At 55.8% G+C, this 16,124-nt stretch carries 13 protein-coding genes; 7 read left to right on the top strand and 6 right to left on the bottom strand.

Annotated features, from left to right (window positions below):
• The first annotated feature begins 1 nt into the window (after position 1).
• The gene (locus WJU16_RS02290; RefSeq protein ID WP_341836709.1) at positions 2–844 is read left to right on the top strand and encodes a ferritin-like domain-containing protein; all 843 of its coding nucleotides are present in this window, start codon (positions 2–4) and stop codon (positions 842–844) included.
• A gap of 153 nt (positions 845–997) precedes the next feature.
• Entirely contained in the window at positions 998–4,249 is a 3,252-nt protein-coding gene (locus WJU16_RS02285) for a PDZ domain-containing protein (protein ID WP_341836708.1), read from the top strand.
• A gap of 62 nt (positions 4,250–4,311) precedes the next feature.
• Here WJU16_RS02285 and WJU16_RS02280 read toward each other — a convergent pair whose 3' ends face one another.
• Entirely contained in the window at positions 4,312–5,046 is a 735-nt protein-coding gene (locus WJU16_RS02280) for an SDR family NAD(P)-dependent oxidoreductase (RefSeq protein WP_341836707.1), read from the bottom strand.
• 70 nt (positions 5,047–5,116) lie between these two features.
• Positions 5,117–5,698 (bottom strand): Crp/Fnr family transcriptional regulator, encoded by a 582-nt coding sequence (locus WJU16_RS02275; RefSeq protein WP_341836706.1) that lies wholly within the window; start codon positions 5,696–5,698, stop codon positions 5,117–5,119.
• A 26-nt stretch (positions 5,699–5,724) separates the two neighbouring features.
• Here WJU16_RS02275 and WJU16_RS02270 point away from each other — a divergent pair, with 26 nt between their 5' ends.
• Positions 5,725–5,913 carry a hypothetical protein gene (locus WJU16_RS02270; RefSeq protein ID WP_341836705.1) on the top strand — a complete coding sequence of 63 codons (189 nt, stop codon included), beginning with the start codon at positions 5,725–5,727 and terminating at the stop codon, positions 5,911–5,913.
• Positions 5,914–5,982: 69 nt separating this feature from the next.
• On the opposite strand, the gene WJU16_RS02265 is transcribed toward WJU16_RS02270, so the two are convergent.
• From WJU16_RS02265 to WJU16_RS02250, 4 genes are all read right to left on the bottom strand, one after another.
• Positions 5,983–7,767: a RagB/SusD family nutrient uptake outer membrane protein gene (locus tag WJU16_RS02265; RefSeq protein ID WP_341836704.1), complete on the bottom strand. Its 1,785-nt coding sequence runs from the start codon at positions 7,765–7,767 to the stop codon at positions 5,983–5,985.
• A 21-nt stretch (positions 7,768–7,788) separates the two neighbouring features.
• On the bottom strand, positions 7,789–10,650 hold the full coding sequence (locus tag WJU16_RS02260; RefSeq protein ID WP_341836703.1) for a TonB-dependent receptor: 2,862 nt from the start codon (positions 10,648–10,650) through the stop codon (positions 7,789–7,791).
• Complete coding sequence (locus WJU16_RS02255) at positions 10,647–11,039, bottom strand: carboxypeptidase regulatory-like domain-containing protein (protein ID WP_341836702.1); 393 nt, start codon at positions 11,037–11,039, stop codon at positions 10,647–10,649. Before WJU16_RS02255 ends, WJU16_RS02260 begins: the two co-directional genes overlap by 4 nt.
• Positions 11,040–11,692: 653 nt before the next feature.
• Complete coding sequence (locus WJU16_RS02250; RefSeq protein ID WP_341836701.1) at positions 11,693–12,958, bottom strand: aspartate kinase; 1,266 nt, start codon at positions 12,956–12,958, stop codon at positions 11,693–11,695.
• A 151-nt stretch (positions 12,959–13,109) separates the two neighbouring features.
• Here WJU16_RS02250 and fbp point away from each other — a divergent pair, with 151 nt between their 5' ends.
• The 4 genes from fbp to WJU16_RS02230 all read left to right on the top strand — a co-directional run bounded on the left by fbp (position 13,110) and on the right by WJU16_RS02230 (position 16,121).
• Positions 13,110–14,117, top strand: coding sequence for a class 1 fructose-bisphosphatase (fbp, locus tag WJU16_RS02245; protein ID WP_341836700.1), 1,008 nt, complete (start codon positions 13,110–13,112; stop codon positions 14,115–14,117).
• Positions 14,118–14,171: 54 nt separating this feature from the next.
• On the top strand, positions 14,172–14,699 hold the full coding sequence (locus tag WJU16_RS02240) for a CAP domain-containing protein (RefSeq protein ID WP_341836699.1): 528 nt from the start codon (positions 14,172–14,174) through the stop codon (positions 14,697–14,699).
• A 95-nt stretch (positions 14,700–14,794) separates the two neighbouring features.
• Positions 14,795–15,559, top strand: coding sequence for an ABC transporter ATP-binding protein (locus WJU16_RS02235; protein ID WP_341836698.1), 765 nt, complete (start codon positions 14,795–14,797; stop codon positions 15,557–15,559).
• A 31-nt stretch (positions 15,560–15,590) separates the two neighbouring features.
• The gene (locus WJU16_RS02230; RefSeq protein WP_341836697.1) at positions 15,591–16,121 is read left to right on the top strand and encodes a YfiT family bacillithiol transferase; all 531 of its coding nucleotides are present in this window, start codon (positions 15,591–15,593) and stop codon (positions 16,119–16,121) included.
• Positions 16,122–16,124 lie beyond the last annotated feature (3 nt).

Here is a 16,124-nt window from a genome sequence, read left to right as displayed (position 1 = left end):
CATGAACATCGAACATATCATTACGAACCTCGAGCAGCAGGATCCCGAACTCCACGAACGCCTCAGCAACCGACGCTCCGCCATCAAAGGGCTGGCTGGCATTGGAGGAAAGCTGGCGCTCGCGGCTATCCCCTTCGCCCTGGGAAGCCTGTTCAAAAAAGCATACGGGCAATCCACCGGCGCCATCGTGGAAGTGCTGCAATTCGCACTCACGCTCGAATACCTCGAAGCCGAGTTCTACACCCTCGGCGCCGCCGCACCCGGCCTGGTGCCCGCCGGCCCGCCCACTGGCGCCATCGCCACCATCCGCGATCATGAAAACGCACACGTAACGCTGCTGAAAAATACCATCACCACCCTCGGCGCCACGCCCGTCGCCAAGCCGGTATTCGATTTTACGGCGGGTAACGGCAGCGGGAACGGCCCGTTCAAAGGCGTATTTTCCAATTACCCGCTCTTCCTCGCCGTGGCCCAAACGTTTGAAGACACGGGCGTTCGCGCCTATAAAGGACAGGCCGGCGCGCTCATTTCCAGCAACGAAGTGCTGACGGCCGCGCTGAAAATCCACAGCGCCGAGGCGCGCCACGCCGCCCACATCCGATACATGCGCAGGAACCTCCTGTCCAACACCGCCATCAAACCCTGGATCACCGGGAAAGATACCGCCGGCATCGGCGACGCCGTGCAGGCCAGTTACAACGGTGAAGACCTCACCACACAGGCCGAAATCAACATCATCGGCATCAACGGCACCGGCGTAAGCGCCGCGGCCGCCTCCGAAGCGTTCGACGAGCCACTGGATAAAGCGGCCGTCCTCGCCATCGTGGATCCCTTCATCGTGTAACCATTTGTGTTTTCCATATTGCCGTACCCCGCCCAGCCGGTGGTGCGGCAACTTTTTTGTTTTTGTACAGACGGTCTGCCGGACTTGGGATTTTTCCTTTATTTTGCGCTATTGCCGTTCTATACGCGGCATTTTCTAAACCCAAGTCTGCTTATGATACAGAAAAGCATTTTCCTCGCCGCCGGCGCCTTCCTGCTGGCCGGCGCTTCCGTCACCATGGCGCAAAGCCCTACCAGGCTGCTCCGCAACCCGTCTGTCAGTGCCCGGCACGTGGCATTCATGTATGGCGGTGATATCTGGGCCGCCAACCGCGACGGTTCCGCACCGCAGCGGCTTACCGTTAACCCGGCATTCGAACAGGATCCGCACATTTCGCCCGACGGCAAATGGGTGGCGTTCACCGGCAACTACGATGGTAATACCGACGTATACATCGTTCCCATAGAAGGCGGCGAGCCCCGCCGCATTACCTGGCATCCGTCCTCGGAAATCGTGCGGGGATGGATCGATAACGAACACATCCTTTACGCATCCGGCATGGAATCGCCCACGGCCAGGACCATGCGCCTTTACTCCGTGAGCGTGAACGGCGGGCTGCAACAACCGCATCATCGGATTCCGGAAGCCACCCAGGGCGCCGTATCGCCCGATGGTAAGTTTACCGCTTATATCAAGAACCCGGACCCCACCGAAGGCGGTTCCGTCTTTCGTCCTTTCAAACGCTACCGCGGCGGTTACGCACCCCGCATCTGGATCTTCAATCATACCAGTAACCAGATCGAGGAAATTCCCGGCGGCAATGCCAACAACATCCGCCCCACATGGATCGGCAAAAGCGTCTACTTCCTCAGCGACCGCAATCATACCATGAACGTTTTCCGGTACGATACCGATTCGAAGCAGGTGACGCAGGTTACGCAATACAAAACCGACGACGTGAAGTCGCTCACCGGCGACGGCAAAACCCTCGCCTTCGAACAGGCAGGCACCCTTCACCTCCTGGAGCCCGCCAGCGGCAAGGTGACCGATCTTTCCGTGACCATCCGGACAGACATTCCATCCAAACGCCCCCGCTACGAACAACTGAACCAGTTTGGCGGCGCTTTCCTGTCGCCCACCGGCGCGAGGCTTCTTGTGCAAGGGCGCGGCGAAATCCTTTCTGTTCCTAAGGAAAAAGGGGATGTGCGCAACATCTCCAATTCTCCCGGCACCCACGAGCGCCTTCCCGCCTGGTCGCCCGACGGGAAGTATATTTCCTATATCTCGGATAAAGACGGCAATTACAAACTCATCCTGCGCGATCAGAAGGCGATGGACAAACCCGTCGAGATCGAACTGGGTAAAACCGTGTACTACTTTGGTTTGACCTGGTCGCCCGACAGCAAGAAGATCGTTTTCAGCGACGCGCACTTCCATCTCTTTGTGCTCGATGTGGCTAGCCGCAAAGTGACGAAAGTGGCGACCTATGCCAATGGTTCCATCCCTTCGGGCAGCTCCAACGTATTCCAGCCGGCGTGGTCAACGGATTCCAAATGGATCGCTTTCCTGAACGCGGAAGAAAACGGGTTTGATGCCGTGTTTATGTACGAAGTGGCGTCCGGTAAAACGCACCGGGTAAGCGACGGTATGAGCGATGCGGGTTCGCCCTCGTTCAGCGCCGACGGGAAATATCTCTTCTTCCCCGCCAGCACCAACAGCGGCGCGGGCCTCAGCGGGCTGCACATGCAGACCTACGACCGCAATGCGCAATCCAGCCTGTATGCGGCTATCCTGTCGAAAGACACGCCCACGCCCTTTGCACCCGAGAGCGACGAAGAAACGGTGAAATCCGAACAGAAAGATGCGGACAAAGACAAAAAGAAAGACTCCACCAAACCCGCCGTAGCCGTGGCTGTAGATCCGGAAGGCATCCAGGCGCGGACAGTTGCGTTGCCGGTAACGGCTGGGCGTATCTTCGGCGTGAATGGTGCGGTGAAAGATAAAGTATTCTTTACCGACGGATCAGAAATCAAATACTTCGATCTGAAAGAAAGGAAAACTGAAACCTTTACCAAAGGTGCGGGATATATGATCAGCGCCGACGGTAAGAAGATGCTGATCGCCGGTGGCGGCAACAATTTCCAGATTGTGGATGCGGGGCGCAAACCGGGTCCGGGAGAAGGGAAAGTGGACATGTCCAATGTGTCCGTTTACATCGATCCCGCAGCGGAATGGAAACAGATTTTCGACGAAGTGTATAAGATCGAGAAGGATTTCTTCTACGTGAAAAACATGCACGGCGTGGATTGGGATGCCAACAAGAAGAAATACGAAGCGCTGTTGCCCCATGTGAGCAGCCGTGCGGACCTCACTTATCTTCTCAACGAAATGATGAGCGAAATGGTGGTTGGGCACAATTACGTGGGCCTGGGCGACATGCCTTCCGGTCCCAGCGTGAACGTGGGGCTGCTGGGTGCGGATTACGAGATCGTAGACGGCCGTTACCGTATTGCCAAAATTTACACCGGCGAAAGCTGGAACCCCGAGGCAAAGGCGCCCTTGTCCGTACCCGGCCTGAACGTGAAGGAAGGTGATTATATCCTGGCGGTGAACGGGGTGCCGCTGACCGCAAGCACCAGCATTCACGAACTGCTGCAGAACAAATCCGGCAAACAGGTGACACTGAAGGTAAACAGCGCCGCTTCTGAATCGGGCGCGCGCGATATCGTGGTAGTGCCGGTGAGCGCAGGCGCGGAAAACGGGTTGCGGTATGTGGATTGGGTAGAAGGCAACCGCCGGAAAGTGGATCAGCTCAGCGGCGGCAAAATCGCTTACCTGCACATGATCAATACCGGCCGCGACGGTTACGAATCCTTCAACCGCTACTACTACGCGCAGGCCGACAAGAAAGCGCTCCTGCTCGACGAACGATTTAACGGCGGAGGTTCCGTTGCTGATTATATCATCGACGTCCTGAACCGCGATGTGATGAGCTATTGGGGTGTACGCGACGGCCGCAGCTTCACCACGCCGGGTAACGGCATCTATGGCCCGAAGGCAATGCTGATCAACGAATACGCAGGCTCCGGCGGGGATATGATGCCCTGGATGTTCAACTACAGGAAACTCGGCAAGCTGGTCGGCAAGCGCACGATGGGCATCCTCGTGGGTATCAGCGGTTATCCTTCGCTGATCGATGGCGGTTACGTAACTTCACCCAGCTTCGGGATTTACGATACCAAAGGCAACTGGATCATCGAAAACGTGGGAACGCCTCCTGATGTTGACGTAGAGCAAACGCCGGCGGATGTGATCGCAGGCCGCGATCCGCAACTGGAGAAAGGGGTGCAGATCCTGCTCGATGAACTGAAAACAAATACCTGGAAGCCGGTGCCCAAACCGGCCGACCCGGTTCGCGTGAAGTAATCATCTTCGCATAAAATTTTGGCAACGGCCGCCGGGAGTAATACCTGGCGGCCGTTGCTTTTTTATCCGTTCCGCAGCATCCTGCCGGCCAGTGCCGGCGAAAGGCGCGCCAGTAGTTGGAGCAGCCGGGCTTTACCGATGTGTTGTTCATAAACATCACTTTCGAACAGGCGGAGGAAAGTGGCGGCGAGATGATCGGGGCTTATTTTACCGGAAGCGCGGCTGGCCGTCATCGCGGTGTCCACCAGGGGCGGGATAATGTCAAACACCTTGACCGGTGAACCTTCCAGCTGGTAGCGGAGCGCCCGCGCGAAGGTGTGGATGGCCGATTTGGTGGCGCAGTACACAGGCGCGGAGCGTTTGGGTGCGATGTATAGCGCGCTGCTGACGAAAACGACGGCTGCCGCCGTTTGCCGGGAAAGGCAGGGGAGCAGGCGGGCGGTGAGCTGCAGGGGTGCAAGGAAGTTGACGGCAGTTTCCGATAGTATGTTTTGCGGAATGTTTTGCCCCGTCCGGAAGTCGTAGGCGTATTGAACGCCGGCGTTGTTCACGAGGATGTTTAATCCGGGGTGATCGGAGGCCAGGTAGTCACATAGGGTTTTGATGGAAGCGGGGTCGGAAAGATCGGCGGGGAAGGTGGAGACGCCGGGAAGGGAAGCCGCTGCGCGGGCGAGTTTACCGGGATCGCGGCCGGTCAGGATGATGCGGTTCTGGCGCGCATGGAACTGACGGGCGATGGCGAGCCCTATGCCGGAGGCGCCGCCGGTGATGAGGATGGTATTGCCGTATGATTGCATATGTCTGGAAATGATGTTTCCGCAAATCTCCGGTACGTCGCGAAAGCTTTCGTATACATAGGTAAAGAAATCAGCGCCCGGCCGATTTCCTGCGGATGCGGCTCAGCTGCGTGGGCGTAATGCCAAGGTACGATGCAATGTGGTATTGCGGGATGGAAGCCTCCAGTGCCGGGAACCGCTCGCGGAACAAACGGTAACGTTCTTCCGCGGCTAGTTGCACGATCTCTATTTCACGCTGCTCCTTGGCCACGAAGAACCGTTCCGCCAGGATGCGGGCCATCCGCTCCAGGTCGCCGCAGGTATACAACAGCTGCTGGAAATCATCCGCCGGTGCCACGAGCAGCCTGCAATCCGTCAGCGCTTCCTGCTGGATGAGATTCGGCTGGCCGGTGATGATAGATGCATAACCGCCGATAAAACAGGGCGGCGTGAAGAAGTGCTTGTTATATTCCTGGCCCTGCACATTGCGGTAAAACGCCCGGATCACCCCCTCCACCAGGAACCCGATCTCCCGCGCATGCTGCCCCTCCCAGATGAAGTAATCCCCCTTTTCCAGGGTGCGTGCCCGGAAAAGCGGGCGTACATTGTCCCAGGTGGCCGGGGAAAGGGGAGTCAAATTATCGAGAAAATGCCGGAGCAACTGAAAATCCATACAGTCATGACGATTAACGTGGATAAATGTACGCCATTGCGCCGGATTCATTATCTTGGAATGCCGGTGAATGTACCGGAACCTATCCCGATCTCCGCGTCACCCAGGGCGTGGGCCTGGCGCCGGATATCGAAGTGCCCAACAGCCGGCGGGAAATACTGGGTGAAGACGTCATCCTGCAACGGGCGCTGCAATATCTATCCACGCAACCCTAAAAGATACTGTCTAAAATACGAATGGCGCCCCGTAACAGGGCGCCATTCTTTATTCGAATACGGTTTCAGTTATTTGATGCCGTCGTCCCATTTGGGATTCTGTGTCAGTTTCGGATTCAGCTGCCGCTCCTGGATAGGAATTGGCTGCAGGTAATCTTTCTCTTCGTCAAAATTCTTCACCGTGCTGCGGTTGATCACCACGTTGCCGCCGGCGGCATTGTTTTCCAGTACGATCTCGCTGCCCAGCTTGTAATAAGCAACGCCGGGAACGGGATTGGTGGGTTTGGTGCCTTCGTAGATCGCGATGTCGAACGAACCGTTCTGATCCAGATCGAACATACCCGGACCGGTGAAATACATGCCTTTAAAGGGGCGCTTCATGGCGGCGCCTTCCATCCAGCGGAGCAGGTCATTCCACCGGAACGATTCCATTACCAGTTCAATTCTCCGCTCACGGCGGATTTCCAGAACAACGCCGCGGTTCTTATGGCCGGCCGTCACTTTAGGATATTGTTGGATCATGTAAGGGTCCGGCGTGGTATTGGCGGCGGAAAGGCTCAGGCCTGGCATGCCCACACGATCGCGCAGCAGCTTAACGGACCTGTCGAGATCTGCCTGCGTGAGGTTGTCTTGCGAGCCCGCAATATCGCCCAGCTCAGCTTTGGCTTCGGCGAAGTTGAGCAATACTTCCGCGTAACGGAAAATCGGCATCGCGTTGGTGGAGCGATTGTAAGAGTCGGAGGTCTGGTCCGTCACATACTTGATCAACTGGTAGCCGGTAACCGTGGCACCGAAATCGGGCGGCAGGATATTGGTGCTGCCGATGCGGGTGTACCCGGGCGTGCGCACCGTTTGCGACAAACGGGGATCGCGGTTGCGCGTTTCGTTGTAGAAGGTGATGGTGTCGTAGCCGGGAATGTCAGTGAAAGGCGTTCCGTCGTTCATCAGGTAGGAATTCACCAGCTGTTTATCGAGACCGGGCTTTCCGTAGGAGGACGTGATCGTGTAGTAGTTCAGGTTATGCCAGATTTGCAAATCGTTACTGAAGCTCCGCGCCAGGATAATCTCCTGCGGTATAGGCGTCTGCGAAGCGAACAATTCGAGGTACGACTTCTCTGGCGTAGTCCGGTAAATGCTGTAAGGGCCCGCCATCAGCGCTTCGCTCGCAGATACGCATTCTTTCAGGAAACGCGCCGCCCCGGCGGAATCGATCTGCGTGTGGTGATACTTCCGGTAAGTGCCTTCGAACAGGCAAAGCCGGCTTTTCAAGGCCAGCGCAGTCCATTTGGTAACTTTGGAAGGATCCACGTTGGCGGGCAGGTTGGCGATGGCATAGTCGATGTCTTTTAATACGGAATCCATCACGAGCTTGCGGGGATCACGCGGCCGCTTCAGGCCGGTGGTGTCCAGCTGCTCGATCACTTCGTTGACCCAGGGAACATCGCCGAAGCGCACCACTTTGTCGAAATAAAAGTAAGCACGGAAGAATTTGGCTACCGCGGCGTGTTTGGCGCCATCTTTCTCGGGTACGTTTTTATTGTAGTTGGCAAGGAAGTAATTGATCTTCCGCAATTCCGTCCACGTCCAGTTGCCACCGGTAACCGGCACCGTGCGGCGGCCGATGATCAGATCCGACAAACTGTTCTTCACGACGTTGTCGATGTCTTCGTTATACACGCCTTCCGCATTGGGAAATGCGCTGTAAAAAGAATTGGTGTAGATCTCCAGTTCTTTTTCGCTGTTGAAGTATTGGTCCGGCGGAATGTCGGCCAGGGGCTGGCGGTCGAGGAAGCCGCTGCAGGAGGCGAACAGTCCCGCGCCGGCGATCATCAAAGCTGCAATATGTTTTTTCATGTTCAGTTCGTTTTTGTTAGGTTAGAAACTCAGGTCCAGGCCGAAAGAGAAGGTTTTGGAGAAGGGATATACGCGGCCGTTGGTTTCGGCGGCGGCCATCTCCGGATCGATGTATTTCGTTTCAAGCTTGGTCCAGGTCACGAGGTTGTCGCCGCTGATGTAGAACCGGCAGCGGGTCAGCTTCGCGCGTTTCAGGATATGGTCGGGCAGCGAATAACCAATGGTGAGGTTCTTCAGGCGGAGATACGCCAGGTCCTGGATGTATTTATCGTTCGTGTTGGTCAGCGGGTTGTTCCCATTCAGGGCGATGTAACCGCGAAGGCGGGGGAAGTAGGCGTTGGGGTTTTCCGGCGTCCACACCTTTTCCTCGAAATCAGCCGGGATGAAGGAGTAATATGGCCGGGAATACGGTCCCCAGAACTTGTCGGCGTTGGCGCCGGGATACCAGTCTTTTTTGCCGATGCCCTGGAAGAAGAATGACAGGTCGAAGCCGTTCCAGCTCGCGCCGCCATTAAACCCATAGGGATAGCGGATCTGGTTGTTACCTACTTTCACGAGGTCGCCCGGGTTGTCGAGGGTGTTTAATCCGTTGTTGATTTTTCCGTCGCCGTTCAGGTCTTTGAACCGGAGGTCGCCTGCGCGTAGCTGGCCCCATTCGCCCGGTGCGCTCGCGATGTTGGAGCCCACCTGCCGCTGGTCCACTTTCCAGGCTTTCGCCTCATCGTCGCTGGCAAAATATCCATCCGTCACATATCCCCACATATCACCGTAACGCTGGCCTACAATGTAATCAGACAGGAGTTTCTTCGGGTTGTCGAATTTCGTCACCACGGAATAGAAATCGCTGAGGTTGGCGCCTACGTTAAACAGGAAGGGCTTCCCGGCGAGGTCGAACTGGTTGTTGTAGGAAATGTTCAGCTCGAAGCCTTTCGTCCGCAGGTCCGCCGCATTTTCCCGCGGCTCCGCCGTACCAAACACCGCCGGCAAGGTCATCCCTTTGGTCAGCATGTCGCGCGTGTCGCGGATGTAGTAGTCGAAGTTTACGTTCAACCGGTTCTGGAACAATCCCGCATCCATGCCCACGTTCCAGGAAGTCGTTTTCTCCCAGGTCAGGTTCGGGGAAATGGCGCCCGGCGCCGTGAGGTATTCCACGCGTTTGTTGTTGGCGATCCAGTCGAGCGTACCACGCGACAGCACCGGGATGTACCCATATGTAGCCACCTGCTGGTTGCCCAGCGTACCATAAGACGCACGGAATTTAAGGTCGCTCAGGGCGTTTTTCACCGGCTCGAAGAACATCTCCTCGCTCACGCGCCAGCCTGCTGAGACGGAGGGAAAGAAACCGAAACGGTCATTCTTTGGGAAACGGCTGGTACCGTCATACCGGCCATTGAATTCTACAAGGTACTTGCCTTTGTAGTCGTAGTTGGCGCGCGCGAAGAAGCCCAGCAGCGCCCATTCGCTTTGGTAACCACCCACGATGGCGTCAGAGGAACCGAGGCTGATGTCGTTCAGGCTTTCCGACAGCAGGTCGCCGCGGCGTGCGTTCACGCGCTTGAACTGCTTCAGTTCCTGGTTGTAACCCGCCATGAACTTCACATTATGGCGGCCGAAACCACGGCTGTATTCGCCGTAAGCGTTCACTACGTGATATTGGTCGTTATTGGTTTCTTCGGTCAGGTAATCGCTGCCCACTTTATCGATCACCCCGGGGAAGATCGACCAGGGCGCCACTGCTCTGCGATACGTGGTAGACGTCGGCAGATCGTTATCGCGCGCGGGGTTCAGCGTAAACGTATAGTTGCCGATCAGGTTGATGTGATCGCTCAGTTTGATGGTGGTGCCGAAGGTCGTCATCAGCTCATTGAACCGCTCGATCCCTTTCGATTTACCATGCAGCAGGTCGGCGTAAATACCGTCGCCGATGGTGTAGTTGTTCAGTTCCGTGCGGTAGGTTGCCGTACCGTCGGGGTTCTGGGGAAGGTAGGAGGGCAGCGCGTGCACGGTCACCGACACGAAGTTGCTGTTCACGCCCCAACCCGGATAGGTGTAGTTGGCGATGTTGAACTGCGTGTTGTTGGTGAACGTCAGCCAGTCGTTGGCGCGCACGGTAATTTTCGTGCGCATGTTGTACGCTTCGTATTTGTCCTGGTTGATGCGCATCATCCCTTTCTTCTGGTAGTAACGGCCGGAGAGGAGGAAGTCCACCTTCTCGGTACCGCCGGACAGGCTGAGGTTATGCTCCATGCCGGGCTGGTTATCGCGGAACATGACGCGCCACCAGTCGGTGTTGCCATAATACACGTATTGATCTTTACCGTTGCGGTTGTCGATCACCACATCGGGCAGGGATTTATCGGTCTGGCGTTTTTTCAGTTCTTCATAATCTTCGTCGGTGTACCGGGTGTAGGTGTTGCCGGTAGCGCGGAGGAAGGCCTCGTCGTTCAGCATCGCGGAGGTGTATCCGTCGGTGATGAAGTTGGTGGATACGGTGGACCGGGAATTGGAGAAGTTGTTGCCGTAGTTGACGGTGAGCTTCCCTTTCTTCGCGGCCTTGGTGGTCACCAGTATCACGCCGAAAGCGGCCCTGGCGCCGTAGATGGCGGCGGAGGAAGCGTCTTTCAGGACGGTGATGGTTTCTACGTCGCGCGGGTTGATGTTGTTCATGGATCCGGGCACCCCGTCGATCAGTACCAGCGGCGCGCCGGTGCTGAGGGGGTTGTTGCCGCGGACATTGAACTTACCCGTGCTGCCGGGGCGGCCATCTCCGAACGATACGTTCAGGTTGGGGATGGCGCCCTGGATGGCCTGGGTGATATTCGCGACTGGTCGGCTTTCCAGTACTTTTGCGTCCACCTGGCTCACCGCGCCGGTGAGGTTCACTTTTTCTGGGTGCCGTAGCCCACTACCACGAGCTCATTGAGTTTTTTGTCGTTCTCGGAGAGGATGACGTTGGGAAGGGTGTTGTCGCCTGCTTTGAGGGTTTTACCGGTAATCGATTGCGGTTCGAAACCGATAAAGCTGAAGGTGATGGTGACGGGCGCGCCTGCGGGGAGGCCTGAGAGGCGGAACCTGCCGGAGGCGTCGGTGGCGGTTCCTTTGCGCTGGCCGTCGGCGGTTTTTACTTCAACGGAGACGCCTGGTAGCGGTTCGTTTTTCGAACTCGATACGGCCCCCGTGATCGAGGCTCCGCCTTGCTGCGCCGTTACGGCCGCAGGCAGGAGGCAGGACAGCAGCAACGCTGTCCCTAGTGTTCTGAGCTTGCTAAGCATGTTACAGTGGGTTTTATAGATTTGACTTGTATAAAGAGCATAGAAAGGCCTGCAGGCGCGGTAAGCCGCCCTGCGGGTTGTGTTCCGACAGTCATATGTCATGTATGAGGGCGCAAGATTGCGATTAAGCAGGCGAGCGCCAAACTTATCAGGTTAAGGAACCATTAAAGAAATGTTAACCAACTGAAATGGCGGGTGCATAAACGTGGATTTTAGTTTTAAATTTTGGTTATTAAATACTTATACGTGTATTATTTTCTTTCACTTTCGATATGGCTGCTACTGTCACGCAAATTACATCAATAATTTACAATTTATTAATCAAAGATAAGTGTGTTTGAAAGGAACAGTAATAAAATGCAAGCGAAGGGTTGCGTTTGGGTTGATGTTAAAAGAATACCGGTTTCATCCTTGCCAATGTCGGGGAAAATGCAGGGAAAGCCGGGCTGGCATAGGGATCTAGTACTGACTTAGTACCGCCGCAGTAGGGATACCGTACTGTAACAGTACTAAAGCTGTAAGAATGGGGTCAGATAGAGGGAGAATACTGATATTATTTTGATAAGGTAGGATGTGTCCGGGTAAAGCAATAAAAACGCCCGCCGGATATCTCTTAATCTGGCGGGCGGTATTAAAGTTCGTTATTATTTCGCTTATTTCAGCACCATCTGGATCGTGCTGGCGGAGCGTTGTTCCAGGAGCACTTTGCGGTTTTTGGTCAGTTCGTCGATCAGGCCGTTTTGGTAGTGCCTAACGGTCAGCAGCTCCAACCCTTCATCGTAATTGATCCGGTAGCCGGTGTGGAGCGCCTTGATGAGGAGCTCGATTTTCTCCGGGTTGTGGTCGATGGAGCAGGAGAAGGTAATGGCCGCGTTCTGGGTCAGGTTGATCTTGATCTTCTTATCATGGAAGATTTCATAGATCTCGCTGATTTTATCTTCGGTGATGAAGGAGAAGTCGCGGGAAGTGATGGAAATGAGCACCTGGTTCTTTTTCAGCACGATGATCGGTGGCAGCTTGCGGCCGTCCACATCCTGGCGGATCACGGTGCCGGGCAGGTGCATGTCCAGGAAACATTTCACGTATAAAGGGATCTGCTTGTTCTGCAGCGGCTTGATGGTTTTGGGGTGAATCACCTGCGCGCCGTAATACGCCATTTCGATCACCTCGCTGTAGGCGATCTCGGGGATGTCGACAGTATTCGGGAAAAGTTTGGGATCGGCGTTTTTGAGGCCGGTCACGTCTTTCCAGATCGTCTGGCTTTCGGCGTTGAGGAGGTTGGCGAACACGGCGGCGGAAAAGTCGCTCCCTTCGCGGCCGAGCGTCACGCTTTCGTTTTGGTCCGTACTGCCGATAAAGCCTTGCGCAATCACGATGTTGGCGGTATTGAACAGCGGCAGCACCTTCTGGTTCACCTGCAGTTCGGTGATTTCCCAGTTGATGTTGGCGTCGCGGAAGTTATCGTCGGTCCGGAATACGTCGCGCACATCCACCCAGGTATTTTGAATGCCAACCTGGTTGAAGTAAGCGCTCACGATGGCGGTGCTGAGCAATTCGCCGAGGCCTACCAGCTGGTCGTAGTAGTAATCATAATTGCGGTGGGGCTTTTCGCCGAGTGTCCATTCGGCTTCGGTGAAGAACTGCTGGAGTTGCGTGAAGAGCGGGTGCTCCTTCGTGCCGAGGAGCGCCGCGGCGATATCTTTGTGCTGCTGCTCCACGTTGAAAAGCAACTGCGCGGCGATCTCCCGCTTGCGCATGAAGTAATTCTGGGCCACCTTCTCCAGTTCGTTGGTCGTTTTGCCCATCGCCGATATCACCACCAGTAACTTACCGGAAGCATTGGCTTCGATGATTTTTCCTACCTGCTGGATGCGCTCAATAGTTTCTAAACTTGCGCCGCCAAATTTGAAAACCTTCATACTTTGTTCCCTCTTCTTTATGAAAATGCTGCCGCAAAGTACGGCAACTTTAGAATTGATTAAAAATCCAAAGGGTAAAAAATGACGGATTTCTTAAAAGACCTGATTTCCCGTACCTTAGCCCCGCCAAAACCAACAATTCTGCACGTTTATGAAATTCAACCGCCAAGTGATGAACCTGGATGAGTTCACGATCCAGGACCTGAAAAACTATCCCGGCGCTACCGGCCAGCTGTCTGGCCTCCTGCGCGACATTGGCCTGGCCGCTAAACGCGTTAACGTCGAGGTCAACAAAGCCGGTATCGCCGATATCCTCGGGGAAGCTGGCAAAACCAACGTCCAGGGCGAAGCCGTCAAAAAACTCGACGAATTCGCCAACGACCAGATCATCAATTCCCTGGCCAGCTCCATTTACTGCGCCGGCGTAGCTTCTGAAGAAAACGACACCTTTATCAGCTTCAACGACGAGTATTCCATGAACTCGAAATACGTGGTGCTCATGGACCCGCTCGACGGCTCCGGCAACATCGACGTGAACGTGTCCATCGGCACCATCTTTTCCGTATACCGCCGCCTGTCGCCCAACGGTACGCCCTGTACCCTGGAAGACTTCCTGCAACCGGGCTCCCAGCAGATCGCGGCCGGTTACATCATCTACGGCTCGTCCACCATGCTGGTATACGCCACGCGCCGTACCCTCCAGGGCTTCACGCTGGACCCCTCCATCGGGGAATTCTGCCTGTCGCACCCCGACCTGAAAGTGCCGGAGGACAGCGATATCTTCTCCGTCAACATGGGATATTACCACCTGTACGACGAAAAAGTGCGCAACGCCGTCGATCTTTTCATGGCCACCGACGCCAAACAGAAGATTTATCGCCACCGTTTCGTGGGCTGCATGGTCGCGGAAATCCACCGTACCCTCATCCAGGGCGGCATTTTCATGTACCCCGCTTTCGGCAAATACACCAACGGGCGGTTGCGCCTCTGTTACGAATGCAATCCCATGTCGTTTATCATGGAAAAGGCGGGCGGCAGGTCTATTTCCGCCGGTAACCAGCGGCTGCTGGACGTTAAGCCTACCGAGCTGCACGAAAGGATACCCATTTTCATCGGGTCTGCCGGTATGGTAACGAAAGTGGAGGAAGCCTTACGGTAGTTTGGCGCGAAATTGGATAAGGCAATACAACAGCTTAAAATCCGTTTTAAAAACATGTTTAACCAACGTTATTGCAAGATCCTTTTTATCGCCGCCGCCGTTATGACCGCTTCGCAGGCTTCGGCCTGCAGCAAATCCGTGTCAGGCAACACTTCGGCTACGGAGCGCCCCGCCCGCAACGAGGCCAGCATGGAGGAGGATATCCTCTTCTTTGTGAACAAGTTCCGCCGCACCAAAGGGCTGAAGCCCCTGGAACTCAATAGCGTCCTGAGCAAGGAGGCGCGCGGGCACAGCAAGGCCATGGCCAGCGGGAAAACCGGCTTCGGGCATGATGGCTTTGAATCGCGGATCGATGATATTTCCAAATCCATCGGTACGGTCCGCGCCGCCGCGGAGAACGTAGCTTACGGGAACCTCAGCGCGGAAGCCGTGGTAGACGGGTGGATTAAAAGCCCCGGCCACCGGAAGAACATGCTCGGCGATTTCAACCTGATCGGCATCGGCACCGCCAAAGGCAAAGGGAACATCGTTTTCTTCACCCAGATATTCGTCAACAAACCCGCCGCGCAGGCGAAAAAATAAAACTTACTAACACTAATTCGGCAGCGGTTTCCCAGGGCAGGGGGCCGCTGTACTTTTTACCCCTGCCGGACGAATTTTTGCCGTAATTTGCCGCCATGGAAAAACGCAGGATTATCGAAGTGAGGGACCTGGTGAAGACGTACGGGGATTTTACCGCCGTGAAAGGGATCAGCTTCGATGTGTATGAGAACGAAGTCTTCGGGCTGTTGGGCCCCAACGGCGCGGGCAAGTCCACCACGCTGGAGATCATCGAAACCCTCCGCCAGAAAACGGCCGGCAGCGTGATGGTAGCCGGCATCGACCTGGATAAGGACCCGGAAGCTATCAAGCAGATCATCGGCGTGCAGCTGCAAACCTCGGGCTACTACCCGAACCTCAACCTGGTAGAGCTGATCGAACTGTTTGGCGGCCTGTACAACCAGCCGGTAGACCCCATGGCCCTGCTGCGGGAGTTCAACCTGGAAGACAAAGCCAAAGCCAAATTCAAAGCGCTTTCAGGCGGCCAGAAGCAGCGTTTTTCCATCGCCACCACCCTTATCAACCGCCCCCGCATCATTTTCCTGGACGAGCCCACCACCGGCCTCGACCCGCAGGCGCGGCGCAACCTCTGGACGCTCATCCAGCAGGTAAGGGCCAATGGCACCACCGTGGTGATCACCACGCATTACATGGATGAGGCGGAATTCCTCTGCGACCGCTGCGCCATCGTAGACAGCGGCCGCATCATCGCCATCGATTCGCCCGACGCGCTGATCGACCAGCTCGTGGCAGGCGGTTTCGAAAGAAAGAAAGAAGTGAAGAAGGCCAGCCTGGAAGACGTGTTCATCCACCTGACCGGGAAGGATTTGCGGGAAGACTGATTATTCGTCAACATGCATATCACGCGCAACTATGGAAGATTTACGCTATCCCATCGGCCATTTCCAACCGCCGGCCATTATCACGGCGGATCACCGCAAACGCTACATCAACGACATCCGGCACCTGCCTTCGCTGATTGAGCTGGCGGTTCAGGGGCTCGACGAGCACCAGCTCCAGACGCCTTACCGCCCGGGAGGATGGACCGTGGTGCAGGTTGTCCACCACCTGGCGGATTCGCACATGAACGGCTTCACCCGGCTGAAACTGGCCCTCACGGAGGATAATCCCACCATTAAACCCTACGACGAAGCGGCCTGGGCCGAATTGCCCGACGTTCAGTACACACCCATCAACATATCCATCACCCTTCTCCACGCCTTGCATGCCCGCTGGGCAGCCGTACTGGAGCATATGGAAGCGCGCCATTGGGACCGGACCTTTTTCCATCCCGGCAACAACGCTTCCAATACGCTGGCAAAACACCTGGCTAATTACAGCTGGCATGGATTGCATCACCTGGCGCATATCGAAAAGCTAAAGGAAAGGGAAGGGTGGAAATAAAAC

Origin of the sequence: Chitinophaga pollutisoli (genome assembly GCF_038396755.1) — a bacterium.
Classification (GTDB): Bacteria; Bacteroidota; Bacteroidia; order Chitinophagales; family Chitinophagaceae; genus Chitinophaga; species Chitinophaga pollutisoli.
This window is presented reverse-complemented; position numbering and strand designations above follow the sequence as displayed.

Coding starts and splice junctions, on each gene's coding strand:
- WJU16_RS02290 (WP_341836709.1), top strand. CDS start 2: ATGAACATCGAACATATCATTACGAACCTCGAGCAGCAGGATCCCGAA.
- WJU16_RS02285 (WP_341836708.1), top strand. CDS start 998: ATGATACAGAAAAGCATTTTCCTCGCCGCCGGCGCCTTCCTGCTGGCC.
- WJU16_RS02280 (WP_341836707.1), bottom strand. CDS start 5,046: ATGCAATCATACGGCAATACCATCCTCATCACCGGCGGCGCCTCCGGC.
- WJU16_RS02275 (WP_341836706.1), bottom strand. CDS start 5,698: ATGGATTTTCAGTTGCTCCGGCATTTTCTCGATAATTTGACTCCCCTT.
- WJU16_RS02270 (WP_341836705.1), top strand. CDS start 5,725: ATGTACGCCATTGCGCCGGATTCATTATCTTGGAATGCCGGTGAATGT.
- WJU16_RS02265 (WP_341836704.1), bottom strand. CDS start 7,767: ATGAAAAAACATATTGCAGCTTTGATGATCGCCGGCGCGGGACTGTTC.
- WJU16_RS02255 (WP_341836702.1), bottom strand. CDS start 11,039: ATGCTTAGCAAGCTCAGAACACTAGGGACAGCGTTGCTGCTGTCCTGC.
- WJU16_RS02250 (WP_341836701.1), bottom strand. CDS start 12,958: ATGAAGGTTTTCAAATTTGGCGGCGCAAGTTTAGAAACTATTGAGCGC.
- fbp (WP_341836700.1), top strand. CDS start 13,110: ATGAAATTCAACCGCCAAGTGATGAACCTGGATGAGTTCACGATCCAG.
- WJU16_RS02240 (WP_341836699.1), top strand. CDS start 14,172: ATGTTTAACCAACGTTATTGCAAGATCCTTTTTATCGCCGCCGCCGTT.
- WJU16_RS02235 (WP_341836698.1), top strand. CDS start 14,795: ATGGAAAAACGCAGGATTATCGAAGTGAGGGACCTGGTGAAGACGTAC.
- WJU16_RS02230 (WP_341836697.1), top strand. CDS start 15,591: ATGGAAGATTTACGCTATCCCATCGGCCATTTCCAACCGCCGGCCATT.